This window comes from Kluyvera sp. CRP (assembly GCF_019930565.1).
Lineage (GTDB): Bacteria > Pseudomonadota > Gammaproteobacteria > Enterobacterales > Enterobacteriaceae > Kluyvera > Kluyvera georgiana_A.
Genome location: NZ_CP082841.1, coordinates 1,916,251 through 1,943,010 on the forward strand (window position 1 = coordinate 1,916,251; position 26,760 = coordinate 1,943,010).

Genomic DNA, 26,760 nt, shown 5'->3' on the forward strand with positions numbered 1-26,760 from the left:
ATTAATATCTTATTTAAATATTGATGGTGAAATTATTCGGTAAGTATTGGGGTAACCACTCGGTAAAGCTGAATGATATATTTCGCCATTATTTATAATGGCGAAATATATTTATTATTTATTCGCTAAGAAACAGTTCAAGCAGTGAGTTCAAAAACAGTTTACCGTGCTCGGTTATCTGCCAGTATTGCTCGCACTCGGTCAGGTAGCCCTGGGCCAGCGCTTCATCCAACTGTGGGCGGATGATACTTTCGTCCAGGCCGGTATAGGCGCTGAATTCGGCGCGCGGCGCGGCTTCCAGTAAACGGAAGCGGTTCATAAAGAATTCAAACGGCTTGTCGGCGTTCTCAACGTCGTGCTGGCGCTCCAGATAGCGCCCTTCCATATAGCCGCGCGGATGACGCGTTTTCGCCGTACGCAGAATGCGGCCGTCCGGGAACGTCACCTTGCCATGCGCACCGCAGCCGATGCCCAGATAATCGCCAAAGCGCCAGTAGTTGAGGTTGTGCTGGCACTGATAGCCCGGTTTGGCATAGGCCGAGGTTTCATACTGCTGATAACCTGCGGCGGTCAGCAATTGATGACCCTGCTCGAAGATATCCCACAGCGAGTCGTCGTCCGGCAGCACCGGCGGGCGCGAACCAAACAGAGTATTGGGTTCGATAGTTAGCTGATACCAGGAGAGATGCGGCGGCGACAGTTCAATCGCCTGGCGCAGGTCGCTCAGCGCCTCTTCCAGCGACTGATCGGGCAGGCCGTGCATCAGGTCGAGGTTGAAGCTGCGCAGCCCCAGACCGCTCGCCAGGCGCGCGGCGCGTTTGGCCTCTTCCGGCCCGTGGATGCGCCCAAGACGCTGGAGCTTGCTGTCGCTAAAGCTCTGTACCCCGATAGAAATGCGATTAACGCCCGCCCTCTGGTACTCGACGAAACGGTCAGCTTCGACTGTCCCCGGGTTGGCTTCCATGGTGATTTCTGCATCAGAGGCCAGCGTCAGACGCGCGCGAACGCCGTCCAGCAGAGCCTGCATAGCCGGGCCTGACAGCAGGCTCGGTGTACCGCCACCGATGAAAATAGTCTTCACTTCACGTCCCTGCGCGTAAGCAACGTCGGCGTCTAAGTCGCTCAGCAGATGCTGTACATAGTCGTCGTGCGGCACTTCACCTTTCAGCGCGTGCGAGTTGAAGTCGCAGTACGGGCACTTCTGCACGCACCACGGGATATGAATGTAGAGACTCAGCGGGGGCAGCTTAACCATGACGCATGGCTTCCAGTAACAGCTTCAGCGCCTGACCGCGGTGGGAGATGGCAATCTTCTCTTCGCGGCTCAGCTCAGCGGCGGTCTTGCCTTCCGACGGCACAAAGAAGATAGGATCGTAGCCGAAGCCGCCCTGGCCTGCCGGCGCGCGGGTAATCACCCCCGGCCAGGTGCCGTGGCACACCAGCGGCGTGGGATCTTCGGCGTGGCGCATATACACCAGCACGCAGTGGAACTGCGCCTGACGCTGGTCGTCCGGCACGTCTTTTAAGGTTTCCAGCAGCTTTTCCAGGTTCTGTTGGTCGCTGGCGTCGAGGCCGGAGTAGCGCGCGGAGTAGATCCCCGGCGCGCCGCCGAGAACGTCAACCGCCAGACCGGAATCATCGGCGATGGCCGGTAAGCCGGTCACCTGTGCGGCGTGGCGCGCTTTGAGAATCGCGTTTTCAATAAAGGTCAGCCCGGTCTCCTCGGCTGACTCTACGCCAAGCTCGGTCTGGGCGACGATATCAAGACCAAAATCGCCGAGCAGCGAAGCAAGCTCGCGCACTTTACCGGCGTTACCGGTCGCGAGGACAACTTTTTGCATGGGATATCCTAAAGTTTCAGGGCGTCGACGCCCGATGGGATCTGTTGCGGATGAATGATTTTAACCTGTTTATGCCGCCCCAGTTCACCTTTCTCGATGATGACCTGGCTTTTGGCGACCTTAAACTGCTTGGCGAGATATTTCACCAGATGGGCATTTGCCTGCCCATCAACGGGCGGGGCGGTGATGGCGACTTTTAGTTCGTCGCCATGTACCCCAACAATCGCATCCCGGCTGGCCTTTGGCTGAATATACAGCCGCAGTACCAGCCCGTCATCGCAGGGAGTGACGGCACTCATAGCGCCATCCACAGTCCTGGCAGCAGCATGTTACCGGTGGCTTGCAGCACTTCGGCGATGCCCATATTGATGACATACAGCAGCAGCACCAGCACCATCGGAGAAAAATCGATTCCCCCCATGGACGGCAGCAGCCGGCGGATAGGGCGCAGCAGCGGCTCGGCGAGCTGCATCAGCACGAACTCAACCGGGCTACGACCCTGGCTGACCCAGCTCATGATCGCCATCAGCAGCAGTACCCAGAAGATTAGCAGGCCGATGGTCTTAAGCAGAATCAGCACCGCAGAGATCCAGATAATCGGCTGGAAGGTGATGACCATAAACAGCACGATGGCTTTCACCACGCACAGAATAAAGGCCAGCAGCAGCGAAGCGCTGTCCAGCGGGCCCATCGGCGGAATGACGCGACGCAGCGGGCCGACGATCGGTTGCGTGATCTTCACCACGAACTGTGAGAACGGGTTGTAAAAATCGCAGCGCGCCCACTGCATCCAGACGCGCAGCAGTAGCACCATTGTATACAGTTCAATCACTGTAGAGAGCAGGAAGGTCAACGTCTTCATGGCGTTCCTTGGGGTTCCTTATTTTTTTGTGTAATCACGCGCACCAAAAATCGCGGTGCCAATGCGTACCATTGTACTACCTGCCGCAACAGCGGCTTCCATGTCGTCAGACATGCCCAGAGATAGCGTGTCTACGGTCGGGTAGTCTGCTTTCAGTCGCGCGAATGCTACAGCCATTTCGCGGGCAACGGCAAACTGCCGGTCGTACTCTTTTTCCGGCGCGGGAATCGCCATCAGGCCGCGCAGGCAGACATTCGGCAGGGCGGCAATGTCGGCCGCCAGCGCGTCAAGCTCCGCCAACGGAATGCCTGATTTGCTCTGCTCATCGCTGATGTTGATTTGAATCAGCACGTTGAGCGGCGGCAAGTTGGCCGGACGCTGCTCGCTTAAGCGAACGGCAATTTTCAGCCGGTCTACGGTGTGGCACCAGTCGAAGTGCTCGGCAACCAGACGACTTTTATTGGACTGCAGTGGGCCAATAAAGTGCCATTGCAACGAGGTGATTCCCTGCGCGCGAAAGTGGAGAATTTTCTCTACCCCTTCCTGAACGTAGTTTTCACCAAATGCGGTCTGGCCCGCAGCAACGGCTTCTTCGACAGCGCTCGCAGGTTTTGTTTTACTCACTGCAAGCAGCGTTACTTCTTCTGAATCCCGGCCGCAACGCGCTGCTGCCGCTGAGATTTTCTCCCTGACCTGTGCCAGGTTATGCGCAATATCGTTCATATGGGCTGGTGGGTCTATGGATATACAAGAAATCGTGGCGCTTAGTGTAAAGCATAATGTCTCGGATCTACACCTGTGTAGCAGCGCAAACGCGCGCTGGCGCAGGGAGGGTAAGCTGGAAATTGCGCCGTTTACTGCCCCGGATCCCGAAGTATTGATGGCCAGTTGGCTGAGTGAGAGTCAGCAGCAGGCGTGGCAACGACATCGGCAGCTTGATTTTTCCGTCTCGCTTCCCGGCTGTCCACGATTACGTGCCAGTGCGTTTGCCCACAGCCAGGGGTCATCGTTGGTACTACGCATTCTGCCCACACAGTGTCCGACGCTTGCTGAACTGCATACGCCGGTTGCGCTGGCTGAGATGTTAAACGAAGAAAGCGGATTGATTCTGGTGACCGGGGCAACGGGTAGCGGTAAATCGACCACGCTGGCGGCGATGGTCGACCACCTCAATCATCATCTGGCGGGGCATATTCTGACGCTGGAAGATCCGGTTGAGTTTCTGCATGCCAGCGAAGGCTGCCTGATTCAGCAACGGGAAGTCGGGCAGCATACAGCCTCTTTCGCGGAGGCGCTGCGGGTGGCGTTACGTCAGGATCCGGATGTCATTCTGCTTGGCGAGCTGCGCGATAGCGAGACGATTCGCCTGGCGCTGACGGCGGCAGAGACCGGCCATCTGGTACTGGCGACGCTGCATACGCGCGGCGCCGCACAGGCGATCGAACGTTTGGTTGATGTGTTTCCTGCTCAGGAAAAAGAGCCGGTTCGCAACCAGCTTGCCAGCAGTCTCTGCGCGGTGCTGGCGCAGAAGCTACAGCCTGACAGTCGGGGTGGGCGAGTGGCGCTGTTTGAAATGCTGATCAACACGCCTGCCGTCAGTAACCTGATTCGCGAGGGTAAAACGCATCAGATTGCCGGAGTGATGCAGACTGGGCTGCAAAGCGGAATGCAGACCTTCAGCCAGAGCTACCAGCAGCGAGTGAACGCCGGGATGCTATAAAAAGGAAAAACGTATAGTTATTCGCCAGCATGATCGTCTGGCGAGCGCCATTGAGAAACAATGAATTCGGCTATCACATAATTGAAGGCAAAAATGTGATGGCCGTTTTATTTTAATATTCATCGCTGGGATAATAATCAATTTCTCTTTTTGTTTTGTAAATTTAATTATTGTCGCTGTTGCGGGGATGTACTTATTTGTAATTTCTGAGTGATTTTCAAAGGGCGGAAACAAAACTTCCTACGACGTTTATTCTAATATGGTATGAGTCATTACGCCATAGGTATGAGAGCTTTGTAATTAGTTAATTACATTGTGTTGCGTAGGCTTACAAAAAAAGGTTGATATTCTTTTGACACTTCCAAGGTCTTCGTTCTATCCTATTTATGTAATTAGGACTAATCTTATGAAATAAAGTTTCACTTGTCGGTTGGTTCTTATTATTAATGGTATTAGGTTTGCCTTTGCTTTGACTTATTAAATCACCATGATGGTGGATATAGACTATGGAGAGTTTCAAAATGTTTGAAGTAACTGAGAGTGTATCTAATTCCCGGAAGATTATCTTAATCACCCACCCGTCAGTACAAGCAAACGCGTTTGCAAACTATCTTACTGAATTACTTTCAGTTTCCGTCGATGTACATAATATCAACAAACCGCTGATGCAGCGCCTTAGCAAGGGCACTGTGGTATTGTTCGATATTGCTGTTTCCAACAAAAAACTGAACGGCATCTGGCGTGATATTATCCGCACGCAGTTTGATTCCCCTCGCTTGTTAATTATTAACAGTGCGCAGAAGTATGAATTATACGAAATGGCGCAGTGGCCAGCACTGTATGGCGTGTTCCGTCATGACGACGAAGAATCGCGCTTAATTGAGGGCGTCAAAGCGGTCTTAAACGGCGAGCAGACGGCTGAATTGAGCGTGATGCACCCAGCAATGTATGCCGTTGAACATACTCCGGAAAATCACGATAGCGTGCCGTTGACGGAACGTGAATGTGAAATTCTGAATGAATTACGTCACGGCGCGACCAATATGGATATTGCCCGTGCGTTGTTCATCAGTGAAAATACCGTTCGCACGCACCTGTATAACGTATTCCGCAAACTGAGCGTGAAGAATAGAACGCAGGCGGTAAGCTGGGCGAACGAGAATCTGCGCCACTAATCGGCGAGCGATCTCTTCTGGCGTGTTCCCGGGAAATGATTCCCGGGGCTGCCTATGGCTAGTAACCCTGCTCGAAATAACTTTCCAGAATCACCACGGCTGAGGCGGAGTCGACGCTGCCTTTGTTCAACGCTCTGAATCCCCCATGTTCAAACAGCCCGGCGCGAGCCTCAACGGTGCTCAGACGTTCATCATGCAGCGTAATCGGCACGCCAAAACGGCCGTGAATTTTATTGGCAAAATTACGCGCGCGTGCGGTCAACGGTTGCTCGGTACCGTCCATATTCAGCGGGAGACCGACGATGACCGTTTCAGGCTGCCACTCTTTAAGCAGACGGGCAATGACGTTCCAGTCAGGGGTACCGCCCTGCGCCTTGATGGCGGCCAGTGGCCGGGCAGTGCCGGTAATACGTTGGCCAATCGCCACGCCGATGCTGCGCGTGCCAAAATCGAAAGCCAGCAGTGTTCCACTCATTATGCGTGCCCCGCAGCGCCTGACATGGTCAGGATATTAATGCCAATCAGCTTTGCCGCTTCTTTCCAGCGTTCACCAATCGGGGTTTTAAACAGGATATTGAAATCGGCTGGCGCTGTGAGCCAGGCGTTATCGAGGATCTCCTGCTCCAGCTGCCCCTTTTCCCAGGAAGCATAGCCCAGCGCGACCAGCACTTCAGACGGTTGGCGCTCGGTACCGAGGGTTTCCAGCACATCACGTGAGGTGGTGACGATCGTATTGTCGGAGATGCGGATGCTGGAAGAGAACGACGCCGGCGGCGTGTGCAGGATAAACCCGCGATCTTCTGCCAGTGGGCCGCCCAGCATGACGGGCTTATCCAGGCGAATCGACGGATCGCGAGGTTCCGGGGCGATCTTCAGTTTTTCGAGGATCCCTTCAACCTGCAAATTTTCCAGAGGTTTATTAATAATAATGCCCATTGCTCCGTCGTCGTTGTATTCGCAGATGTAAACCACGGAACGGCGGAAGATGGGATCCTGGAGGGTTGGCATAGCAATAAGAAAATGATGCTGTAAATTCATTATCAGAGGTTCTTGTCCTGTTTCAAAAAGCAGCAATGCCCAGTATGAGGGGAAAGTGCACGGCTGTCACCTGGCTTGCCTTGCTGAACGCCAGGTTGGCGGCGGGTTCCCTCCCGCCGTATTAAAGCAACGTACTATTTTTGCAGACGTTTTTCGATCGCATCCATCAGCATGCCGGTGATGGAAATCGGATATTCCGCTTCGATTTCCCGCACGCAGGTCGGGCTGGTGACGTTAATTTCCGTCAGGCGATCGCCAATGATGTCCAGGCCAACGAAGATAAGGCCTTTGGCTTTCAGCGTCGGGCCGACTTTACGGGCGATGGCCCAGTCGCTTTCGCTGAGCGGACGCGGTTCGCCACGACCACCGGCGGCCAGGTTGCCGCGCGTTTCACCACCCTGCGGAATACGGGCCAGGCAGTAAGGCACCGGCTCGCCGTCGATGACCAGCACACGCTTATCGCCATCTTTGATGGCCGGCAGGTAGTTCTGCGCCATGCAGTAGCGGCTGCCCAGTTCGGTCAGGGTCTCGGCGATAACGCCGATGTTCGGATCGCCTTCCTTCACGCGGAAGATCGACGCGCCGCCCATGCCGTCCAGAGGCTTCATGATGATGTCGCCGTGTTTTTCCCAGAAGGCTTTCAGCTGCGCTTTGTTGCGGGTGACCAGCGTTTCCGGGGTCAGGTCGGAGAACCACGCGGTGAACAGCTTCTCGTTACAGTCACGCAGGCTCTGCGGTTTGTTGACGATAAGCGTCCCTTTCTCTTCTGCGCGTTCCAGAATGTAGGTGGCGTAGATAAATTCGGTGTCGAACGGCGGATCTTTACGCATCAGGATAACGTCGAGGTCGGCGAGTTTAATATCCTGCTCGCTGCCGAACTCATACCATTTGTCGTAGTTCTGCTCAACGCTCAGCAGACGTGTACGGGCGTGGGATTCACCGTTGATCAGGTAAAGATCGTTCATCTCCATATAGTGGAGTTCATAGCCGCGACGCTGTGCTTCCAGCAGCATAGCGAAGCTGGTGTCTTTCTTGATGTTGATGCTTGCGATGGGATCCATCACGATGCCGAGCTTGATCATTATTGTTCTCCTTTAACCCAAGTCACCAAAGCGCACCTGCAGTGCGGTGATGGCGGTGAGTGCGGTAGTCTCTGTGCGCAAAACGCGAGGCCCCAACAGAATATCAGTAAACTGGTAGCGTGCGGTCATGGCAATTTCATCCGCTGACAGGCCGCCTTCCGGGCCAATCAGCAGACGCACGCGTTCCACCGGCAGCGGCAGCGTGTTGATGCTGGCGCTGGCGCGCGGGTGCAGGTTGAGCTTTAGCGCATCGTCCTGCTCGGCGCACCAGTCTTCTACGTCCATTGCCGGGCGAATCTCCGGAACCTGATTGCGACCGCACTGCTCGCAGGCGGCAATCGCGATTTTTTGCCACTGCTGAATCTTCTTATTCAGACGCTCGGCATCCAGTTTAACCCCGCAGCGCTCGGAAAAAAGTGGCGTAATGAGGCTTACACCCAGTTCTATCGATTTCTGGATGGTGAATTCCATTTTATCGCCGCGCGACATCACCTGACCGAGGTGAATATGGATGGGGGATTCTCGGTCGTCGAGGGCGCTGCTCTGGATTTCAACCGTCACGTTCTTTTTACCGGCGTCGGTGATCACGGCATCAAAGACGTGGTTGCTGCCATCAAATAGCTGGATGGCCTGGCCTTTACCCATGCGCAAAACGCGCCCGACGTGATTCGCCGCATCTTCGCATAGGGCAACCTGCGTGCCGACGGTGAGTGATTCTGGGTGATAGATGCGAGGGATGCGCATAGTCTGAATTCCATCTGTGGCTAAGCCCTCTCCGCCGGGGAGAGGGCAGGGCAAAATAACAATTGCCGCTAGTGTAGGTTAGCTCTTTTGCGCCTGGCAAGCCTGCAGCACATATGGATTATGGTTGCCCTGAATTTTGGCGATGCGCTGGTCGCGTTCGCACTCCCATTGGCTAACGGGATACATTTTGTTCCAGGCGTTGAACAGCTGAGTTTGCTGGCGGGAAAGGGTCAGCTGATAACGGTCGCGCATATAGAAGTAGATGCGCGCGATGGCGCCGCGTGAACGTTCTGGCGGCTCGGCGACTTTCTCTTTAAAGTCGACCTTCATCGCGCACTGGCCATACTGACCTTCACCGCCGTTCCACTGCCCGTACATAAAGTTGCCGCGATCGCCGTTCACCTCGCCGACGGCGGGCTGCAGGTTATGCATATCGCTCTCCATCTTGCGGTATTCCGGATCTTTGGCGCAGTTTTTCCGCCCACCATCCTGCCAGCACTGGCGCTGATGGCCGAACTGCCACGCCGGAACGACGTGTTCCCACTCGACGCGGCTGGCGCGGTTTTCATTTTTACGCACTTTATAACCGCAGGATTCCAGATCGATAACGCCCTTCTTACCCTGCCAGTTAATTTTACAGCCGCAGTAGAAATCGCCGGGAACGTCGCTATTTACTTTTACGCCCGCGCTTTTCGCCTGGGAAAAGCTGTTAATACCCTCGGCTAAGGCCTGCCCGGAGAGTGCTGCCGCCACAAACGCCACGGCAAAAGACAAATTACGGTACATCACGAACTCCATCTCAAAACGAGCCCGCAACGTAGCGAATGTGGTTGTCAGATGCAATCAGTCAGGTCAGAAAACTTCCAGATATTTCCGTTAGTTACATTTCGGCAACTAATGGTTCACCGCAGTGGACGCAGCGGTAGGTGGCTTCACCACGCACCACGCGATTATGGCGGCGGACGGTGAGCTGATGCTGCTGGCAGCGGCAGCGATAGGGGAAGGTATTTTTACGTACCGATTCCAGCTCGAACTGATGGGTGCGCCGCGCGGGTACGCCGAGCACGCTTTCCATCATCCATTTCCACTCTTTACCGTGCGGCGCGACGCGGCCAAAGTGTTTCCACACCAGCAGATGCGCCAGTTCGTGCGGCACCACTTCATCAATAAACGCCTGCTGGTTTTCCTGTAACAACACGGGATTGAGCCGAATTTCATACTGCTGTAGCCAGGCGGTTCCCGCAGAAGTGCCGCGCTGCTGATAGACCAGCTTCGGTTCAGGGTAGTTACGCCCCAGCGCCAGGTTAGCCTGAGCGAGTTTTTCCCGCAGGCTGCGCATGACGTTTTGCTGGATGGCGATAGGAATTCGAGGGGTTTTCATAACGGCTGAGAATAAAACGTGACGCGGGGAGGTGCAAGAAGAAGCTTCCTCCCTGGCGGGAGGAAGCCGGGTGAAGGTTAGTCGCGAGCGCCAATTTCACGCAGTGGACGGCCTTGCATCAGGTTACGTTCAATATGTTCCAGAGAGACGTTTTTGGTTTCCGGAATCAGCCACAGGGTCAGGAAGATGAACAGTACGTTCAGACCACCGTAAACCCAGAAGGTGTTGGCGCTACCCAGCGAGTTCAGCATGGTCAGGAAGGTTGCGCCGACGATCATGTTCGCAATCCAGTTGGTGGCGGTAGAGCAGGTGATACCGAAATCGCGGCCTTTCAGCGGCTGGATTTCAGAGCACAGCACCCAAATCAGCGGACCGGCGCTCATGGCGAAACCAACGATAAACATCAGCAGCATCAGCACGGCGAAGTACTGGGCAACGGCGGAGTGGATACCGATGTGCATCATGGAGCCCAGCACGCCCATGCCCACGGCCATCACGATAAAGCCGAGGATAAGGGTAGGTTTACGACCCCAGCGGTCAACCAGTCCAATCGCGATAAAGGTCGCCAGCACGTTGGTCAGGCCAACGATAACGGTACCCCACATCTGCTCGGTGGTGTTGGTGTAGCCGGCCAGTTCAAAGATTTTCGGCGCGTAGTACATGATGACGTTCATACCGGTGAACTGTTGCATCACCTGCAGCAGTACGCCGAGGAACACCGCGCGACGGAAGTTGCTGTTCTCTTTAAACAGCGCCCAGCCGCTCTGCTTCACCTTCAGGCTTTCGCGGATTTCATCCAGCTCACGTTTGGCTTCGGCGCTGGTATCACGCAGACGCATCAGTACGCGTTCGGCATCGTTAAAGCGACGTTTCGCCGCGAACCAGCGTGGGCTGTCCGGCAGGAAGATAACGCCAATCAGCAGCAGCACTGCAGGGATGATGATGACACCCAGCATCCAGCGCCATGCGCCGCTGTAGCTGAAGGCGGTATCGGACAGGTACGCGCCGAGAATACCGATAGTAATCATCAGCTGGTACATAGAAATCATGCTGCCGCGGATTTTTTCCGGCGCAATTTCAGACAGATACAGCGGGGCGGTGTAGGAGGCCACACCCACTGCCAGACCGAGCAGTACGCGGGAAATCAGCAGTACTTCAACGTTCGGCGCCGCGGCGGAGAACAGGGAACCGGCGACAAACAGGATCGCACCGATCATCAGGCTTTTCTTACGGCCCAGCTTGAAGGAGAGCCAGCCGCTGCCGACGGCACCGACGGCGGCACCGAACATCATCGAGCTAACCACCCATTCCTGCGTATGGGCACTGAGTTGGAAATCGGTCGTAATAAACGGTAGGGCACCGGCAATAACGCCGATATCAAGGCCGAACAGCAGTCCGGCCAGTGCCGCCAGAAAACAGACAAAGAAGGTCATTGTCTTGTTCGAGCGACCCTGTTTTTTATTGTTAGGCATGATGCTCTCCATTGAGTCATTGATTCTATCGATGCTTAGGGTAGGAGACTACGTAGTAAAAAAATGTGATAACAATCACGACTGTGTAATCGGTTACACTGACATTCATGTTATGTATGAGTTAAATAACAATTAAATCATATAGATGTGTTTATTTTAGTCGGTGATAAAAAAACGATAATGAGATTTTACTGAAACATAACGCAGTAAGGTGAAATGCTGTTTCAATCACGCTATGAAAGGCTTGTTGAATGGAACACACCAATGTGTAATCGCTTTCATGAAAGTGTTTTGAAATGTAAATTGATACGTAGAGAGGCTGAATAGCAGGCATAAAAAAGCCAGCGCGAGGCTGGCTTTTATCGAAGGGAGGGGCGCTTATTTCAGGCCAGCCGCTTCGCGCAGCTGAGCTGCTTTGTCGGTTTTTTCCCATGGGAAAGTTTCGCGACCGAAGTGACCGTAAGCTGCCGTCTCTTTGTAGATCGGGTGCAGCAGATCCAGCATCTGGATCAGGCCGTAAGGACGCAGGTCGAAGAACTCGCGAACCAGACCAATCAGCTGCTCAGCAGGTACTTTCTCAGTCCCGAAAGTTTCCACCATGATGGAGGTCGGTTCAGCTACGCCGATAGCGTAGGAAACCTGAATTTCGCAACGATCAGCCAGGCCTGCGGCAACGATGTTTTTCGCTACATAACGCGCAGCATACGCCGCAGAACGGTCAACTTTTGATGGATCTTTACCGGAGAACGCACCGCCGCCGTGACGAGCCATGCCGCCGTAGGTATCCACGATGATCTTACGACCGGTCAGGCCACAGTCGCCCATTGGGCCGCCGATAACGAAACGACCGGTTGGGTTAATAAAGAATTTGGTGGAGGCATTCAGCCATTCGGTCGGCAGAACCGGCTTGATGATCTCTTCCATCACCGCTTCCTGCAGCGATTTTTGATCGATGCTTTCTGAATGCTGAGTAGACAGAACGACAGCATCAATACCGACAATTTTGCCATCGTCGTACTGGAAGGTGACCTGGCTTTTCGCGTCCGGACGCAGCCACGGCAGGGTGCCGTTTTTACGTACTTCAGCCTGACGCTGCACCAGACGGTGGGCGTAGGTGATTGGCGCTGGCATCAGCACGTCGGTTTCGTTGGTGGCATAGCCAAACATCAGGCCCTGGTCGCCCGCGCCCTGTTCCAGCGGATCGGCACGGTCAACGCCCTGGTTGATGTCCGGGGATTGTTTACCAATCGCGCTCAGTACGGCACAAGAATTGGCATCAAAGCCCATATCAGAATGCACATAGCCAATTTCGCGAACGGTGTTACGGGTGATCTCTTCGATATCAACCCATGCGCTGGTGGTGATTTCACCGCCGACCAGCACCATACCGGTTTTGACGTAAGTTTCACACGCTACGCGGGCTTTCGGATCCTGCTCGAGGATGGCGTCCAGCACGGCGTCGGAAATTTGGTCTGCGATTTTGTCAGGATGCCCTTCGGATACAGACTCGGACGTAAAAAGGTGTTTTGCCATATTTAATATCACCCAATGAGAATTTGGTTAGCTCAAACTGTTGTATTGAATAATCACGATGGAAGATTATACCACGGACTTAAGGGTTGCCGTCACTGGCAGTCTGAGTGTTAATCGGTATAGATGGATTAACATCTGGACGGCTATTTTAGGTCACATCTTCACCTCAATGCCAGTTTTTTTTGAGATAGCTCGCATTCTGTTGCAACTGAGATTGGAAATTTTTCCTGACACCGGCGGCAAGCTGCACATTTATATTTTGCATTTTAGGTGGGTTATCGGTATAAAACGCCGCGCGCGGCTCATACAAAAAAGCACACGTCATTTTTCGTGTTGCCACTTCCAGCCGGGCTAAGACTTTTGCTTTGGCTTGAGGTACGTCTTTCGGGGCGGCCGTGGAGGTGATACGAGATAATGAACCGTTGTATTCTGCTGATTCTACCGTGCCGTTCTGGCGCGAATATGTTCCCCGCAACCCGCCATTCTGCTTTGCATACCAGCCGATGTTATACCCATTTCGGCGCTTCTCAGGACTCCCGAGCCGGTAGGTAACGGAACACTGAACAAGGGCGCTCTTGTTACGGCAAGGGTTTTCTCGTGGTTTCGCTGAACCGTCATACCCGGTTCAGGTGCGTGTTTTACAATGATATGAAAAAGAAACCGGTCGCACAGTCGATGCGTCAGCATGTTCTGCTGCCTCATCGGGCTGTTTATGGGTTGTTATCGCAACGTCACGCTGCGATAGTAGTTAACTGTTTTACACTTGTTATAAATAATTGAGGTTCGCTATGTCTGACGACATTTCATTGGATTCGCCTTCGTCAGCAGGCGAACGCGGTGTACTACGTTCCATGCAGGAGGTTGCGATGAGCTCCCAGGAAGCCAGCAAAATGCTACGCACATACAACATTGCCTGGTGGGGCAATAACTACTACGACGTCAACGAACTGGGCCACATCAGCGTCTGCCCGGATCCTGACGTTCCGCAAGCGCGTGTCGATCTCGCCGAGCTGGTTAAAGCCCGTGAAGCACAGGGTCAGCGCCTGCCTGCGCTGTTCTGCTTCCCGCAGATTCTGCAGCATCGTCTGCGCTCGATTAACGCGGCGTTCAAACGCGCGCGTGAATCCTACGGTTACAACGGCGACTACTTCCTGGTTTACCCGATCAAGGTTAACCAGCATCGTCGCGTCATTGAGTCGCTGATCCACTCCGGCGAGCCGCTGGGTCTGGAAGCCGGTTCTAAAGCTGAGCTGATGGCGGTGCTGGCGCATGCGGGCATGACTCGTAGCGTGATCGTCTGTAACGGCTATAAAGACCGTGAATACATTCGTCTGGCGCTGGTGGGCGAGAAGATGGGCCACAAGGTCTATCTGGTCATCGAGAAGATGTCTGAAATCGCTATCGTGCTGGAGGAGGCGGAACGTCTGAACGTGGTGCCGCGCCTTGGCGTGCGTGCGCGTCTGGCTTCTCAGGGCTCCGGTAAATGGCAGTCCTCCGGCGGTGAAAAATCTAAGTTTGGTCTGGCGGCCAACCAGGTTCTGCAACTGGTGGAAATCCTGCGCGAACGTGGCCGTCTGGACAGCATTCAACTGCTGCACTTCCACCTCGGTTCGCAGATGGCAAACATTCGCGATATCGCCACCGGCGTGCGCGAATCGGCGCGTTTCTACGTTGAACTGCACAAGCTGGGCGTCAATATTCAGTGCTTCGACGTCGGCGGCGGCCTGGGCGTGGACTATGAAGGTACCCGTTCGCAGTCCGACTGCTCCGTGAACTATGGCCTGAACGAATACGCCAACAATATCATTTGGGCGATTGGCGACGCCTGCGAAGAGCATGGCCTGCCGCACCCGACGGTGATTACCGAGTCCGGCCGTGCGGTGACCGCGCACCACACGGTGCTGGTGTCGAACATTATCGGCGTTGAGCGTAGCGAACATACCGAAGCGACGCCGCCGGCTGACGATGCGCCGCGCGCGCTGCAAAGCATGTGGGAAACCTGGCAGGAGATGCACGAGCCGGATAACCGCCGCTCGCTGCGCGAATGGCTGCATGACAGCCAGATGGACCTGCACGATGTTCACGTCGGCTACTCTTCAGGCACCTTTAGTCTTCAGGAGCGCGCGTGGGCAGAGCAGCTGTATCTGAACATGTGCCACGAAGTGCAGAAACAGCTCGACCCAAGCAACCGCGCGCACCGTCCGATTATCGACGAGCTGCAGGAACGTATGGCGGATAAAATTTACGTCAACTTCTCGCTGTTCCAGTCAATGCCGGATGCGTGGGGTATCGACCAACTGTTCCCGGTGCTGCCGCTCGAAGGGCTGAACCAGGCGCCGGAGCGCCGTGCGGTGCTGCTGGACATTACCTGTGACTCTGATGGCGCGATTGACCATTACGTTGACGGTGACGGTATTGCCACCACCATGCCAATGCCGGAATACGACCCGGAGAATCCGCCGATGCTCGGCTTCTTTATGGTCGGCGCGTATCAGGAGATCCTCGGCAACATGCATAACCTGTTCGGTGATACTGAAGCGGTTGATGTGTTCGTTTTCCCTGACGGCAGCGTCGAGGTTGAGCTTTCCGATGAAGGTGATACCGTGGCGGATATGTTGCAGTACGTTCAACTGGATCCCAATAAGCTGCTTACCCAGTTCCGCGATCAGGTGAAAAACACCGATCTGGATCCCGAGCTGCAGCAGCAGTTCCTGGAAGAGTTTGAAGCCGGTCTGTACGGTTATACCTACCTCGAAGACGAGTAATCTCGCTCGCCCGGCGGCGTCTGTCCGCCGGGTTTTCCCACCTGTGTTTCTTCCTTCATCGATAACGATCACAAAATCGTTCGGTCAGAATGTGATGTCTATCACTCGATTTTTTCCACAACCGTGATGGTTTTCACTCTTTACGCCCGCGAATAGGTTCAGCCGCGATTTGCACCGGCCTGGCGGATTTACTTACCGACGCGTCGACTTCATGCTTAATCATTATCAAGGCTGGCAATCAACTTGGCGATGCGTTGCGGATTGAGCAGGGTAGCAAAGGCGCTGGGATGCGCGTCCCCATGCTGGCTAAACCAGGCCTCCAGCTCGTTATTTTGCTGCCGGAAGTCGCGTAAGGCGACGGCAAGCTGCGTACGGATATCGGCCTGTTCACCGTACTTACGCAGCCACAGTTTGAGGCTAAGCGCCTGGGTAAAGGCGCTGTAGATATGGGTATATTTGAGGGCGCGAATCGCGCCGTCGGCGATAGCGCGCCGGGTGGGCTCGGCCAGGCCGCTGTCGGGCAGCAGCTTCAGCGAACGGCTGTAGAGATAGTCGGCGAGAAAGCGGCTGCGCTGGTTTTCCAGCTCGATAAGCTGGCATTGCTGAGCGCCCAGTTCGCGATCGTCGCTGGGCATCAGCGGCTGAAAAGACTGCGTCCAGTTTGCGCCGCGGGTATCGAGATGCAGCAGGTGCAGGGTATGTTCTAAATCAGTTGGCGGGCGGCTGTGGCATTGCAGCACGCGGCCCAATAGCGTCGGCGTTTTGCAGCTCCACTCATGGCTGGCGATGACGATATCGCCGAGTGCGTTGAGCGTGTGCTGTGGCGCAGTGGGTGCCTGTTGCTGTAACCAGCGGTGAACGATATGCCGCGGATTGACCTCCGGCTCGTGGATGAGTGGGGCAAGGCCGAACAGGTTAAGTTCATTCTGGCTGCCGTTGAGCGTCAGGTCGGGCATCCATTCCCAGTCGATGCGTACGGTGATCGCTTCGGGTGCGCCGCCGCTATGCTGGTTAAGCCAGGCGAGACGCTGCTGAATCTCCTCAAGCAGATAGCACGGGAGCAGCGTCCAGCCGTATTCCAGGCCCCAGAGGTCCAGCTCGAGCCATTTGCGGTTGCTCTGGATATTAAGCAGGTTGGGGTTGCTGGCAAAGCCCGGACGGTAATCGAGTTCGGTCGCCTTAATCGAGGCGCGCACATCGTCAGGAAGGGTTTCCAGCGCCGTACGCAGCATCTGCCGGGGCCAGGTTTTGTCCTGATAATCGCGCAGGATCAGCAGGCGGCCAAGCTGACGAATGCCTTGATAGAGAGTTTTTAACGACGTCTTCCAGTGTTCATTGCTGATGTCCGGGGTGGATAACGAAAGACGCAGGCCCCGCACCGCCGGAAGCGCGGCGAGAATATGTGGAATGGTGTGCTGGAAAAAATGCTGAATAAATGCGTCGTGATTATTTTCTGAAAGAAAGAACTCAGGGAATTTAGCTTTTAATTCCTGGCTATCGGGCGTGGCTTCGCCCTGTAACCAAAGCTGTAAATGATGCTTCTGGCAATAATCGCCCACCCGCCGTAAATAAATAATGGCATGCTCCTGGGCTAGCGTCAGATTAATTAATTCACTGCCTTTACAACACCTGGAGGGGGGCGCTAATCGGGCTAATAAAGATTGCTGATGAATAACGATACCCTGAAATTCATAGCGTAGCGCCTGGCCGACGGTGTATTCCACAAAAGACCAGCGCCAGATATCCGGAGAATTAATCTCCATGAACAGTAAAGGCGTTGTGGCTGTCATGGTTCACGCTCCTGTGCCCGATGGGAGCTGGGATGCTAAATCCGCCGCGCTGAAAGGTCAAACGCCGCGGCGACTGTAAACACTAAAATGTGAGCCTGCTCGACCCGCTCACCCTGATTGCGCTTATCACGTTAAATTCGAGGATTTATTATGGCTAAAGGTTCGACGCTGCAACTGGATTTTGAACATTATATTGATAGTGATACCGGGGCAAAAGTGACTCGTTTTACGCCGGTCGACGTTATTTGTCATCGAAATTATTTTTATCAAAAGTGCTTTATCGACGGCGGTCGTAAATTAATTTTTGCCGGAGAATTTGATGGGCATCGTAATTACTATTTACTGGACATCGCCAGCGGCCTCGCGACGCAATTAACCGAAGGGCCCGGCGATAATACCTTCGGCGGCTTTTTATCGCCAGATGAAACCGGGCTTTATTATGTGAAGGCCGAACGGAATTTAATGCGCGTTGATTTAGCCACGCTTCAGGAGACGGTGGTGTATCGCGTGCCGGACGAGTGGGTGGGCTACGGTACCTGGGTGGCGAACTCGGCTTGCGACAAGCTGGTGGGGGTGGAAATCCATCGAGATAGCTGGCGACCGATCAGCGACTGGAAGGTGTTTCAGGAATTCTTCGACGAGCAGCCGCGCTGCCGGGTTATCCGCATCGATCTGCGCACCGGCGAGCGGGAGACGCTGCTGGAAGAGAACCAGTGGCTGGGCCACCCGATTTACCGCCCGAATGACGATAACACCGTGGCGTTCTGCCATGAGGGGCCGCTGGATCGCGTCGACGCGCGCATGTGGCTGATGGATGAGCAGGGCGGCAATATTCGCAAAGCCCGCGAACCCGCGCCGGGAGAGAGCTATACCCATGAGTTCTGGGTACCGGACGGCTCGGCGCTGATGTACGTCACCTATGTTAAAAACAGCCCGGTGCGCTATTTGTGCCGCATCGACGGCGAAACCGGCCAGGATGAACGCCTGATGGCAATGCCGCCGTGCTCGCACGTGATGAGCAACGACGACGGTTCGCTGGCGGTGGGCGATGGCTCCGGTATCCCTATTGATATCGCCGATAACGCGGGCTATGGCGATACCCGCGATCCGTGGCTGTGGCTGTTCGATCTGCGTCATAAGAAGGCGCACAAAATCGCCTGCCACAGCTCGTCATGGCAGGTGCTCGACGGCGACCGTCAGGTCACCCATCCACACCCGTCCTTTACCCCTGATGAAAAAGCCGTGCTGTTCAGTAGCGACAAAGACGGGAAACCGGCGCTGTATCTCGCCGAAATACCCGACGACGTTTTACAGCAAATTCACGCTTAAACAAGGAGTTCCCGATGCATAAGCTTATCGCCCCGGTGGCGGGGTCATTGATGCTTGCGTGTTCCTGTCTGTCCGCCGCGCAGGCGACCGAAATTCGCATCTCCTGGTGGGGCGGCAACAGCCGCCATCAGGCGACGCTCAATGCCATCAAGCTGTTTGAGGAGAAATATCCGGATATCAAAGTGAAAGCGGAATACGCCGGTTGGGAGGGCTATCTCTCCCGTTTGACGGTACAGATTGCGGGCGGCAACGAGCCGGATGTGATTCAGACTAACTGGAACTGGCTGCCGCTGTTCTCGCGCGACGGTAAGGGCTTTTACGATCTCTATCAGCAAAAGGCGGTGCTCGATCTTCAGCAGTACGATCCGCAGTCGTTGAGCACCACCACCGTCAACGGCAAACTGAACGGGCTGCCGGTGGCGGTGACCGCGCGCAGCTTCTACTACAACAGCAAACTGTGGCAGGAGATGGGCGTCAGCTATCCGCAAAGCTGGGACGAGCTGATGGCGGCAGGGCGCGCCTTTAAAGCGAAGGATGAAGAGAAATATCCGCTGGTGCTCGACTATATGGAGTCGCTGACGCTGGTGCAGTCGTGGATGGTGCAGAAATACAACATTCCGGCTATCGACGAGAGCAAAGGCAAATTTACCTACACGCCGCAGCAGTGGCAGGACTTCTTCCAGATCTACAAAGATCTGGTGGATAACCACGTTTTCCCGTCAATGCGCGTGCTGGCCTCCTACGGCAAGAGCAATACCTGGGAGATGAAGCCTTGGATTCAGGGCAAGTGGGGCGGGGTGTATATGTGGAACACCAACGCGGTGATGTACGAAAACAACCTTACCGCGCCGTACAACAAGCTGGAGCTGGGGCCGTTCTTTATGCTGCCGGGGGCGAAAGACGCCGGCTTGTTCTTTAAGCCGACCATGATGTTCAGCATCGGTAAAACCACCAGGCATCCGCAGGAGGCGGCGAAGCTGATTAACTTCCTGATGAACGATCCACAAGGCGTGAAAGCGATGGGGCTCGAGCGCGGCACGCCGCTCAGCAAGGCCGCCTGGGACCAACTCAAAGCGGACGGTCTGATTCAGGAGGACAACATTACCGTCGCCGGTATCAACTCCTCGCTGGCGCTGCCGCACGATATTCCGACCTCGCCATACTTCGATAACCCGCAGCTGGTGGAACTGTGGCGCAACACGATTGAGAACATCGACCACGGCAAATTCACCGTTCAGGAGGCGGCGGAGCACTTCTCCCGTGGCGCCAGCCGTATTTTAACCAAAGCCATGCGATAACAGTCTGGGCCAGCGTTGAGGCGCTGGCCCACAAAAGGTGAGCGAATGATCAAGTTTAGCGCAACGTTAACGTGCCGTTATGACACGCTTTTTTCGCCGTTTCCGCCAGAAGAGCTTGAACAGGGGCTGGCGTGGTTGGCGCAAAGCGGTTTTGATGCGGCCGAGCTCTGTATCAATGATTATCAGGGGATAGATGTCGCCAGGCTGAAACGGCGGCTGGACAGCTATGGATTAGGCTGTACGACGATCGCTACCGGGCAGGCCCGCAGGCGAGATGGCCTGTCGCTGTTGTCTGGCGATAACGCAGTGGTAGCGCGCACCCGCGCACGGTTGGCGGAACATATTGAAGTCGCTGCGCTCCTGGGAAGTCACGTCACTATTGGGTCGTTGCGCGCGCCGGACAGAGAGATGAGTAAAACAGCGTATATGCATGAACTGGCGGAAGCGATGCGCCCCTGCGTGGAGCTGGCTCAGCGCTGCGGCGTAACGCTGGTGCTGGAAGCGCTCAACCGCTACGAAATCAGCCATCTGCACAGCGCGGCGGATATGCTGGAATTTCTTACCCTCAGCGATGCGCCCGATAACGTCGGCGTGCTGTGGGATATCTTCCACGCCAACATTGAGGATCGCGATTTTTCTGCGGCGATTGCGTTGCTGGGGCATCGCCTCAAACACGTCCATTTTGCCGACTCCAACCGCGCCTTTCCTGGCTACGGTCACCTGCCGATTGACGACATTTACCGGGCGCTGAAGCAGGCGGGCTATCATCATGCCGTTTCGCTGGAGTGCCTGTGCGCGCCGTCGGTGGACACCCTGCTGGAGGAGGCCGGGCCGCTCATTGCCCGTTTACGTCGGCTATAATTCTTATCAGGAGCAAGGAGGGGGCCGATTGTTTTGAACGTACTTGAACCCGTACAGATTAACGGCGATAATCGCCCCCATACAAGCAGTACCCCCATTCAAACCCTTCCTCGTCGGGCCTAACGACGCGGAAGGGTTTTTTTATATCGACGTAAAAGAGGTCACAGCCCATGAGCACCTTAGGTCATCAATACGATAACTCCCTGGTTTCCAACGCGTTTGGTTTCTTGCGTCTGCCGATGAACTTTATGCCGTACGACAGCGACGCAGACTGGGTCATTACCGGCGTACCGTTTGATATGGCGACCTCTGGTCGTGCCGGTGGTCGCCACGGCCCGGCGGCGATTCGTCAGGTTTCCACCAACCTGGCCTGGGAGCACAACCGTTTCCCGTGGAACTTCGACATGCGTGAGCGTCTGAACGTCGTCGACTGCGGCGACCTGGTTTATGCTTTCGGCGACGCGCGTGAAATGAGCGAGAAGCTGCAGGCGCACGCGGAAAAACTGCTGGCGGCGGGCAAACGCATGCTCTCCTTCGGCGGCGACCACTTTGTCACGCTGCCGCTGCTGCGCGCGCACGCCAAACACTTCGGTAAGATGGCGCTGGTCCACTTTGACGCCCACACCGACACCTATGCCAACGGCTGCGAGTTCGATCACGGCACCATGTTCTACACCGCGCCGAATGAAGGGCTGATCGATCCGAATCACTCTGTGCAGATTGGTATTCGTACCGAGTTCGATAAAGACAACGGTTTCACCGTGCTGGACGCCGGTCAGGTGAACGACCGCAGCGTGGACGACATCATTGCTCAGGTTAAGCAGATCGTCGGTGATATGCCGGTCTACCTGACCTTCGACATCGACTGCCTGGATCCAGCGTTTGCGCCGGGTACCGGCACGCCTGTCATTGGCGGCCTGACCTCCGATCGCGCCATTAAGCTGGTGCGTGGCCTGAAGGATCTGAACATCGTTGGGATGGACGTGGTAGAAGTGGCTCCGGCGTACGACCAGTCTGAAATCACCGCGCTGGCCGCGGCGACCCTGGCGCTGGAAATGCTCTACATCCAGGCGGCGAAGAAAGGCGAATAAGTGTTTGTTGGCGGTTCCCGGCGCGGCCGAGCCAGGCCGGGAACCGTCATCTTACCGATTAAAACGCGTTGAACGGGTACTCCACGTAAACGCGGACTTCGTTACCGCTGACGTTATAGTCGCTGGCGTTGCTGGAAACGCGCAGCACCGAGTAGCGAACTTTGAATTTCAGATCTTTTGCCGGGCCGTCCTGGACCTGGTATTGCACCTGGTTAAACCACTCGTGCTCTTTACCGTTGTTGGTTTCCGCCGTCTTGATGTTATCGCCGCGAACGTACGCAGTGGTCCAGCTCAGGCCCGGTAAGCCCAGTCCGCCAAAGTCCAGCGCATAAGACGCCTGCCATGAACGTTCGTCTTCACCGTTAAAATCAGACCAGTAGGAGTTCGCCAGCCAGATGGTATTGCCGCCGTCACCCACGCCGCCCTGATTCTGGTAGCCGCCATAGTTATAGCCGGTGCTGCCGCTGCTCTGCTGGTAGGCGATTTTGAAGGTGTGAATATCCCAGATATAGCTGGTCGCCAGGCTCCAGATGCTGTTGCTGCGCCCGGTATCCAGCGAGTCCGCATATTCCTGCTCCAGACGGGAGTTATAGCCGTTGAAGTCGAATACCAGCTTCTGGTTTTCGGCCAGCGGCTGAGCGTAGTTCAGGCCGAGGTACTGCTTGTTCAATACATCTTCCACGTGAGAGGCATACAGCGCGCCGCTCAGTTGATCGTTAAACTGGTAGCTCGCGCCGCCGAAGGTGATGCTTTTCAGGCCGCTGTTGTGGCTGTCATCGCTCTTACGCTGCTCGTCGGTGAAGTAACCGGCGTTCACTTCCAGACCGGCGATCTCCTTCGAGGTCAGCATTGTCCCAGTGTAGGTTTCATACAGCAGACGGGAGTCGTCGGCGTACAGAATAGGCAGCGTCGGGCGCTGGGTGCCGTAGCTCAGCACGGTGTTAGAGAAGCGCATTTTGGCGGTTGCGCCAAACTTGGCGAGGTCAGACTTGGCGCGGCCATCGTTGTCCTGCGCGAAGAAGTCGATTCCGCCCGCGCCGCTGTTTCCGCGGCCGCCGTCCAGACGCACGCCGTACTGGGCGATACCGTCGACACCAAAGCCGATGGGGCCCTGAGTAAAGCCGGATTCAAAAGTGGCAATAATGCCCTGGCCCCATTCACTTTTATCATGCAGCCCATCGCGATAGTCGCGTTTGATATACGCGTTACGCAGGAACAGATCCAGATGACTGTCATCAATAAAACCCTGGCTATCAGACTGCTGGCTCGCAAAAGCCGGCGCAGAGGCAATAATACTTAAGGCAACTAACGTTAATTTCTTTTTCACGGAGGGAACTTCTCTGTTTATAAAACTGTCAAATTGTGTTGTTACAATTTGGATAGTCGCCTGAATAAGTATCAAAAGCAATCATTGTATGAAGAGATGTTTCGCCAGGAATCCCGCGGCAAGGCCCGCCATGCGTGCATTTGTGGATTGGCTATAGACTATTTGAAAATACGGATAATGAGCTTGATGAAAGGTAAATAATATAATCTTATTTCCTTTTTTAGAGTAATTGTCCGGCTTTTGCGGTTGACGGAGATATATTCTTCGCAGCTGTCGGTGTTGTATATTTAACGGTTCGTGCGCTTAAATTATCAATTAGTGCCGTTTACTGGTTTTAATATTTTTTTCTTATTCGCGCAAGGGGGCAATATTGCCCCCCGGTGAATCTTTATTTAATTCCGTCGGCCTGTAGGCGCTCGCGGATATGCTGTGCGCGTTCCTGGGACGCCGGGTGATCGTCAAACATGGAGCTTTGACGGCCATCTTCCAGTTTCGATAGCTTCTCGAAGCTGGTGGCGAGACCGGTTGGATTGATGCCGCGTTTTCGCAGCAGGTCATAGGAGTAGTCATCCGCCTCTGACTCCTGGCGTTGGGAGAACTGCGAGTTCACCAGCTTCTCGCCCAAATCGCCAAGCTGCGACTGCGACAGGCTGCCGACGATACCGCCCGCGGAGGCTGCTGCTGCGCGCAGGGCGTTGGTCCCAATGGCTACCTGCATGCCTTTCTTCACGTGGCCCAGCGCAACGTGGCCCATCTCGTGGCCGATAACCGCTTCCACTTCGTTGTCGTTCATCAGGTCCATCAGGCCGCTATACACGCGAATGCAGCCGTTGGCCATGGCGAAAGCGTTCACATCCTTCGCCTCGTAGACTTTGTAGTTAACCGGCTGGCCGTTGATGTTGTCGCCAAGCGCGGCGGCGATTTTGTTCAATCGCTGCGTATAGGCGCTGTTGGACGGCGCGATGGTAGCCTTGCTGTCCATATCCTTACAGGCCTGATCGCTCAATGCTTGTACCTGCTGATCGCTCAGGGAGAAGGCCTGCAAAGCGCCGGTGCCTGAACTTAATAAGCCATTTGAATCCATATTCTGACAGCCACTGAGCAACAAAGTAGCGCCAAAAGCCAGAACCATCGCCCGTTTCTTCATGAGATTGCTTCCAAAGTCGTTTATCTGAAAATGCCCTGGAACTGCGCCGCCAGAGTTGAGCTAAGTATAAAGAATATCGCGGCTTACGGGCGAGAGGATTACAACTTGTTAACCCCTGTTCCAGAGATTTCTGAAGAGGCAAAAGGATGCTCCATGTACATGCTTTGTCGCATAGGTTACATTGTTGACACTTTTTTCTGGCATAGCCCGTAACGTGCGCGCTTCGTGGCGTTAGGGTAGCCTTCAACAGTCCGAACTGGAGTCAAAATGTCCTCACGTAAAGAGCTTGCTAATGCTATTCGTGCGCTGAGCATGGACGCAGTACAGAAAGCCAATTCCGGTCACCCGGGTGCCCCGATGGGTATGGCTGACATTGCCGAAGTCCTGTGGCGTGATTTTCTGAACCATAACCCACAAAATCCGTCCTGGGCTGACCGTGACCGCTTTGTGCTGTCTAACGGCCACGGCTCCATGCTGATCTATAGCCTGCTGCACCTCACCGGTTACGATCTGCCGATGGAAGAACTGAAAAACTTCCGTCAGCTGCACTCTAAAACGCCGGGTCACCCGGAAGTGGGTTACACCGCTGGCGTTGAAACCACCACCGGTCCGCTGGGTCAGGGTATTGCGAACGCCGTAGGTATGGCGATTGCTGAAAAAACGCTGGCGGCGCAGTTCAACCGCCCGGGTCACGACATTGTTGACCACTTCACTTACGCGTTCATGGGCGATGGCTGCATGATGGAAGGCATTTCTCACGAAGTGTGCTCCCTGGCCGGTACCCTGAAACTGGGCAAACTGATTGCTTTCTATGATGACAACGGCATCTCCATTGACGGTCACGTTGAGGGCTGGTTCACCGATGACACCGCCAAGCGTTTCGAAGCCTATAACTGGCACGTGATCCGCGGTATCGACGGCCACGACGCAGACGCGATTAAACGTGCTGTTGAAGAAGCGCGTGCGGTCACCGACAAGCCGTCTCTGCTGATGTGCAAAACCATCATTGGTTTCGGTTCCCCGAACAAAGCCGGTACCCACGACTCTCACGGTGCACCGCTGGGCGCAGACGAAATTGCGCTGACCCGCAAGCAACTGGGCTGGAACTACGGTCCATTTGAAATCCCGGCTGACATCTACGCTCAGTGGGATGCGAAAGCCGCAGGCCAGGCGAAAGAAGCCGCGTGGAACGACAAGTTCGCCGCTTACGCGAAAGCCTTCCCGCAGGAAGCCGCAGAATTTACCCGTCGTATGAAAGGCGATATGCCGTCTGACTTCGACGCGAAAGCGAACGAATTCATCGCGAAACTGCAGGCTAACCCGGCGAAAATCGCCAGCCGTAAAGCTTCCCAGAACGCGATTGAAGCCTTTGGACCTCTGCTGCCGGAATTCCTCGGTGGTTCCGCTGACCTGGCGCCGTCTAACCTGACCATCTGGTCTGGCTCTAAAGCGATTAACGAAGACACCGCAGGTAACTACATCCATTACGGCGTGCGTGAATTCGGTATGACCGCGATTGCTAACGGTATCTCGCTGCACGGTGGTTTCCTGCCGTACACCTCTACCTTCCTGATGTTCGTTGAATATGCCCGTAACGCGGTGCGTATGGCAGCGCTGATGAAGAAACGTCAGGTGATGGTCTACACCCACGACTCCATCGGTCTGGGCGAAGATGGTCCGACTCACCAGCCGGTAGAGCAGATTGCCTCCCTGCGTGTGACGCCGAACATGAGCACCTGGCGTCCGTGTGACCAGGTTGAATCCGCGATTGCGTGGAAATACGGCGTAGAGCGTCAGGACGGCCCGACCGCGCTGATCCTCTCCCGTCAGAACCTGGCGCAGCAGGAACGTACCGAAGCGCAGCTGGCGAACGTGGCTCGTGGTGGTTACGTGCTGAAAGACAGCGACGGCCAGCCGCAGGTGATCCTGATTGCGACCGGTTCTGAAGTTGAGCTGGCGGTTGCCGCTTACGAGAAACTGACCGCTGAAGGCGTGAAGGCGCGCGTGGTTTCCATGCCGTCTACCGATGCATTCGACAAGCAGGATGCGGCTTACCGTGAATCCGTGCTGCCGAAAGCCGTCTCTGCACGCGTCGCTATCGAAGCGGGCATTGCTGACTACTGGTTCAAATACGTGGGCCTGAACGGCGCGATCGTTGGCATGACCACCTTCGGTGAGTCTGCGCCAGCGGATCTGCTGTTCAAAGAGTTCGGCTTTACCGTAGAAAACGTGGTTGCGAAGGCGAAAGGCCTGCTGTAATCCGTTATTGGGAAGTCAAAAGGCCGCGAATGCGGCCTTTTTTTA

26 protein-coding genes are annotated in these 26,760 nt (G+C 55.2%); 9 read left to right on the forward strand and 17 right to left on the reverse strand.

The features are described from left to right. Positions 1–118: 118 nt before the first annotated feature. Genes hemW through K7B04_RS09030 form a run of 5 tightly spaced genes read right to left on the reverse strand, consistent with a single transcriptional unit; the run spans position 119 to position 3,426 of the window. On the reverse strand, positions 119–1,255 hold the full coding sequence (gene hemW / locus K7B04_RS09010) for a radical SAM family heme chaperone HemW (RefSeq protein WP_223803859.1): 1,137 nt from the start codon (positions 1,253–1,255) through the stop codon (positions 119–121). Beyond that, positions 1,248–1,841, reverse strand: coding sequence for an XTP/dITP diphosphatase (locus K7B04_RS09015; RefSeq protein ID WP_167575042.1), 594 nt, complete (start codon positions 1,839–1,841; stop codon positions 1,248–1,250). Before K7B04_RS09015 ends, hemW begins: the two co-directional genes overlap by 8 nt. An 8-nt stretch (positions 1,842–1,849) precedes the next feature. Further along, positions 1,850–2,140 carry a DUF167 family protein YggU gene (yggU, locus tag K7B04_RS09020; RefSeq protein ID WP_064542635.1) on the reverse strand — a complete coding sequence of 97 codons (291 nt, stop codon included), beginning with the start codon at positions 2,138–2,140 and terminating at the stop codon, positions 1,850–1,852. Further along, a complete protein-coding gene (locus K7B04_RS09025) occupies positions 2,137–2,703 on the reverse strand; it encodes a YggT family protein (RefSeq protein WP_163446017.1) in 567 nt (188 codons plus the stop codon). Before K7B04_RS09025 ends, yggU begins: the two co-directional genes overlap by 4 nt. Before the next feature lie 18 nt (positions 2,704–2,721). After that, positions 2,722–3,426 carry a YggS family pyridoxal phosphate-dependent enzyme gene (locus K7B04_RS09030; RefSeq protein WP_223803860.1) on the reverse strand — a complete coding sequence of 235 codons (705 nt, stop codon included), beginning with the start codon at positions 3,424–3,426 and terminating at the stop codon, positions 2,722–2,724. 16 nt (positions 3,427–3,442) lie between these two features. Here K7B04_RS09030 and K7B04_RS09035 point away from each other — a divergent pair, with 16 nt between their 5' ends. Further along, positions 3,443–4,423: a type IV pilus twitching motility protein PilT gene (locus K7B04_RS09035; RefSeq protein ID WP_223803861.1), complete on the forward strand. Its 981-nt coding sequence runs from the start codon at positions 3,443–3,445 to the stop codon at positions 4,421–4,423. A gap of 521 nt (positions 4,424–4,944) precedes the next feature. After that, on the forward strand, positions 4,945–5,598 hold the full coding sequence (locus tag K7B04_RS09040; RefSeq protein ID WP_163446020.1) for a LuxR C-terminal-related transcriptional regulator: 654 nt from the start codon (positions 4,945–4,947) through the stop codon (positions 5,596–5,598). A 58-nt stretch (positions 5,599–5,656) separates the two neighbouring features. Here K7B04_RS09040 and ruvX read toward each other — a convergent pair whose 3' ends face one another. The 9 genes from ruvX to K7B04_RS24485 all read right to left on the reverse strand — a co-directional run bounded on the left by ruvX (position 5,657) and on the right by K7B04_RS24485 (position 13,323). After that, on the reverse strand, positions 5,657–6,073 hold the full coding sequence (ruvX, locus tag K7B04_RS09045) for a Holliday junction resolvase RuvX (protein WP_223803862.1): 417 nt from the start codon (positions 6,071–6,073) through the stop codon (positions 5,657–5,659). Next, positions 6,073–6,636 (reverse strand): YqgE/AlgH family protein, encoded by a 564-nt coding sequence (locus K7B04_RS09050; protein WP_163446022.1) that lies wholly within the window; start codon positions 6,634–6,636, stop codon positions 6,073–6,075. Before K7B04_RS09050 ends, ruvX begins: the two co-directional genes overlap by 1 nt. A 134-nt stretch (positions 6,637–6,770) precedes the next feature. Further along, on the reverse strand, positions 6,771–7,718 hold the full coding sequence (gene gshB, locus K7B04_RS09055) for a glutathione synthase (RefSeq protein WP_035892023.1): 948 nt from the start codon (positions 7,716–7,718) through the stop codon (positions 6,771–6,773). A 12-nt stretch (positions 7,719–7,730) separates the two neighbouring features. Beyond that, positions 7,731–8,462 carry a 16S rRNA (uracil(1498)-N(3))-methyltransferase gene (rsmE, locus tag K7B04_RS09060; RefSeq protein ID WP_163446023.1) on the reverse strand — a complete coding sequence of 244 codons (732 nt, stop codon included), beginning with the start codon at positions 8,460–8,462 and terminating at the stop codon, positions 7,731–7,733. A 78-nt stretch (positions 8,463–8,540) separates the two neighbouring features. Next, entirely contained in the window at positions 8,541–9,248 is a 708-nt protein-coding gene (endA, locus tag K7B04_RS09065) for a deoxyribonuclease I (protein WP_167575044.1), read from the reverse strand. A 94-nt stretch (positions 9,249–9,342) separates the two neighbouring features. Beyond that, positions 9,343–9,843: a SprT family zinc-dependent metalloprotease gene (locus K7B04_RS09070; RefSeq protein WP_163446025.1), complete on the reverse strand. Its 501-nt coding sequence runs from the start codon at positions 9,841–9,843 to the stop codon at positions 9,343–9,345. Between the two features lie 77 nt (positions 9,844–9,920). Next, the gene (locus tag K7B04_RS09075) at positions 9,921–11,315 is read right to left on the reverse strand and encodes a sugar porter family MFS transporter (RefSeq protein ID WP_064542669.1); all 1,395 of its coding nucleotides are present in this window, start codon (positions 11,313–11,315) and stop codon (positions 9,921–9,923) included. A 378-nt stretch (positions 11,316–11,693) separates the two neighbouring features. After that, on the reverse strand, positions 11,694–12,848 hold the full coding sequence (gene metK, locus K7B04_RS09080; RefSeq protein ID WP_064542672.1) for a methionine adenosyltransferase: 1,155 nt from the start codon (positions 12,846–12,848) through the stop codon (positions 11,694–11,696). A 166-nt stretch (positions 12,849–13,014) separates the two neighbouring features. Further along, complete coding sequence (locus K7B04_RS24485) at positions 13,015–13,323, reverse strand: hypothetical protein (protein ID WP_249221871.1); 309 nt, start codon at positions 13,321–13,323, stop codon at positions 13,015–13,017. A 173-nt stretch (positions 13,324–13,496) separates the two neighbouring features. On the opposite strand from K7B04_RS24485, the gene yqgB reads away from it, so the two are divergent. Together yqgB and speA are read left to right on the forward strand one after the other, a co-directional pair. Then, positions 13,497–13,628 carry an acid stress response protein YqgB gene (gene yqgB, locus K7B04_RS09090; protein ID WP_163446027.1) on the forward strand — a complete coding sequence of 44 codons (132 nt, stop codon included), beginning with the start codon at positions 13,497–13,499 and terminating at the stop codon, positions 13,626–13,628. An 8-nt stretch (positions 13,629–13,636) separates the two neighbouring features. Continuing rightward, positions 13,637–15,613 carry a biosynthetic arginine decarboxylase gene (speA, locus tag K7B04_RS09095; RefSeq protein ID WP_223803863.1) on the forward strand — a complete coding sequence of 659 codons (1,977 nt, stop codon included), beginning with the start codon at positions 13,637–13,639 and terminating at the stop codon, positions 15,611–15,613. A gap of 215 nt (positions 15,614–15,828) precedes the next feature. On the opposite strand, the gene K7B04_RS09100 is transcribed toward speA, so the two are convergent. Then, the gene (locus tag K7B04_RS09100; RefSeq protein WP_223803864.1) at positions 15,829–17,403 is read right to left on the reverse strand and encodes a hypothetical protein; all 1,575 of its coding nucleotides are present in this window, start codon (positions 17,401–17,403) and stop codon (positions 15,829–15,831) included. 150 nt (positions 17,404–17,553) lie between these two features. Between K7B04_RS09100 and K7B04_RS09105 the strand changes: the two genes are divergently transcribed. From K7B04_RS09105 to speB, 4 genes are all read left to right on the forward strand, one after another. Beyond that, complete coding sequence (locus K7B04_RS09105; protein ID WP_163446030.1) at positions 17,554–18,732, forward strand: oligogalacturonate lyase family protein; 1,179 nt, start codon at positions 17,554–17,556, stop codon at positions 18,730–18,732. A gap of 14 nt (positions 18,733–18,746) precedes the next feature. Beyond that, positions 18,747–20,030 carry an ABC transporter substrate-binding protein gene (locus K7B04_RS09110; RefSeq protein ID WP_223803865.1) on the forward strand — a complete coding sequence of 428 codons (1,284 nt, stop codon included), beginning with the start codon at positions 18,747–18,749 and terminating at the stop codon, positions 20,028–20,030. A 45-nt stretch (positions 20,031–20,075) separates the two neighbouring features. Next, complete coding sequence (locus tag K7B04_RS09115; RefSeq protein ID WP_223803866.1) at positions 20,076–20,891, forward strand: sugar phosphate isomerase/epimerase family protein; 816 nt, start codon at positions 20,076–20,078, stop codon at positions 20,889–20,891. Between the two features lie 170 nt (positions 20,892–21,061). Beyond that, a complete protein-coding gene (speB, locus tag K7B04_RS09120; protein WP_064542680.1) occupies positions 21,062–21,982 on the forward strand; it encodes an agmatinase in 921 nt (306 codons plus the stop codon). A 58-nt stretch (positions 21,983–22,040) separates the two neighbouring features. Here speB and K7B04_RS09125 read toward each other — a convergent pair whose 3' ends face one another. Beyond that, positions 22,041–23,309: an OprD family porin gene (locus tag K7B04_RS09125; protein ID WP_223803867.1), complete on the reverse strand. Its 1,269-nt coding sequence runs from the start codon at positions 23,307–23,309 to the stop codon at positions 22,041–22,043. 388 nt (positions 23,310–23,697) lie between these two features. After that, positions 23,698–24,456, reverse strand: coding sequence for a M48 family metallopeptidase (locus K7B04_RS09130; protein WP_163446034.1), 759 nt, complete (start codon positions 24,454–24,456; stop codon positions 23,698–23,700). Positions 24,457–24,723: 267 nt separating this feature from the next. Between K7B04_RS09130 and tkt the strand changes: the two genes are divergently transcribed. Continuing rightward, positions 24,724–26,715 (forward strand): transketolase, encoded by a 1,992-nt coding sequence (gene tkt, locus K7B04_RS09135; protein WP_163446035.1) that lies wholly within the window; start codon positions 24,724–24,726, stop codon positions 26,713–26,715. The last annotated feature ends 45 nt before the right edge of the window (positions 26,716–26,760 follow it).

Bases quoted from the DNA above. Each gene is read 5' to 3' on its own strand.
- hemW (WP_223803859.1), bottom strand. From the start codon at position 1,255: ATGGTTAAGCTGCCCCCGCTGAGTCTCTACATTCATATCCCGTGGTGC.
- K7B04_RS09015 (WP_167575042.1), bottom strand. From the start codon at position 1,841: ATGCAAAAAGTTGTCCTCGCGACCGGTAACGCCGGTAAAGTGCGCGAG.
- yggU (WP_064542635.1), bottom strand. From the start codon at position 2,140: ATGAGTGCCGTCACTCCCTGCGATGACGGGCTGGTACTGCGGCTGTAT.
- K7B04_RS09025 (WP_163446017.1), bottom strand. From the start codon at position 2,703: ATGAAGACGTTGACCTTCCTGCTCTCTACAGTGATTGAACTGTATACA.
- K7B04_RS09030 (WP_223803860.1), bottom strand. From the start codon at position 3,426: ATGAACGATATTGCGCATAACCTGGCACAGGTCAGGGAGAAAATCTCA.
- K7B04_RS09035 (WP_223803861.1), top strand. From the start codon at position 3,443: ATGGATATACAAGAAATCGTGGCGCTTAGTGTAAAGCATAATGTCTCG.
- K7B04_RS09040 (WP_163446020.1), top strand. From the start codon at position 4,945: ATGTTTGAAGTAACTGAGAGTGTATCTAATTCCCGGAAGATTATCTTA.
- ruvX (WP_223803862.1), bottom strand. From the start codon at position 6,073: ATGAGTGGAACACTGCTGGCTTTCGATTTTGGCACGCGCAGCATCGGC.
- K7B04_RS09050 (WP_163446022.1), bottom strand. From the start codon at position 6,636: ATGAATTTACAGCATCATTTTCTTATTGCTATGCCAACCCTCCAGGAT.
- gshB (WP_035892023.1), bottom strand. From the start codon at position 7,718: ATGATCAAGCTCGGCATCGTGATGGATCCCATCGCAAGCATCAACATC.
- rsmE (WP_163446023.1), bottom strand. From the start codon at position 8,462: ATGCGCATCCCTCGCATCTATCACCCAGAATCACTCACCGTCGGCACG.
- endA (WP_167575044.1), bottom strand. From the start codon at position 9,248: ATGTACCGTAATTTGTCTTTTGCCGTGGCGTTTGTGGCGGCAGCACTC.
- K7B04_RS09070 (WP_163446025.1), bottom strand. From the start codon at position 9,843: ATGAAAACCCCTCGAATTCCTATCGCCATCCAGCAAAACGTCATGCGC.
- K7B04_RS09075 (WP_064542669.1), bottom strand. From the start codon at position 11,315: ATGCCTAACAATAAAAAACAGGGTCGCTCGAACAAGACAATGACCTTC.
- metK (WP_064542672.1), bottom strand. From the start codon at position 12,848: ATGGCAAAACACCTTTTTACGTCCGAGTCTGTATCCGAAGGGCATCCT.
- yqgB (WP_163446027.1), top strand. From the start codon at position 13,497: ATGAAAAAGAAACCGGTCGCACAGTCGATGCGTCAGCATGTTCTGCTG.
- speA (WP_223803863.1), top strand. From the start codon at position 13,637: ATGTCTGACGACATTTCATTGGATTCGCCTTCGTCAGCAGGCGAACGC.
- K7B04_RS09100 (WP_223803864.1), bottom strand. From the start codon at position 17,403: ATGACAGCCACAACGCCTTTACTGTTCATGGAGATTAATTCTCCGGAT.
- K7B04_RS09105 (WP_163446030.1), top strand. From the start codon at position 17,554: ATGGCTAAAGGTTCGACGCTGCAACTGGATTTTGAACATTATATTGAT.
- K7B04_RS09110 (WP_223803865.1), top strand. From the start codon at position 18,747: ATGCATAAGCTTATCGCCCCGGTGGCGGGGTCATTGATGCTTGCGTGT.
- K7B04_RS09115 (WP_223803866.1), top strand. From the start codon at position 20,076: ATGATCAAGTTTAGCGCAACGTTAACGTGCCGTTATGACACGCTTTTT.
- speB (WP_064542680.1), top strand. From the start codon at position 21,062: ATGAGCACCTTAGGTCATCAATACGATAACTCCCTGGTTTCCAACGCG.
- K7B04_RS09130 (WP_163446034.1), bottom strand. From the start codon at position 24,456: ATGAAGAAACGGGCGATGGTTCTGGCTTTTGGCGCTACTTTGTTGCTC.
- tkt (WP_163446035.1), top strand. From the start codon at position 24,724: ATGTCCTCACGTAAAGAGCTTGCTAATGCTATTCGTGCGCTGAGCATG.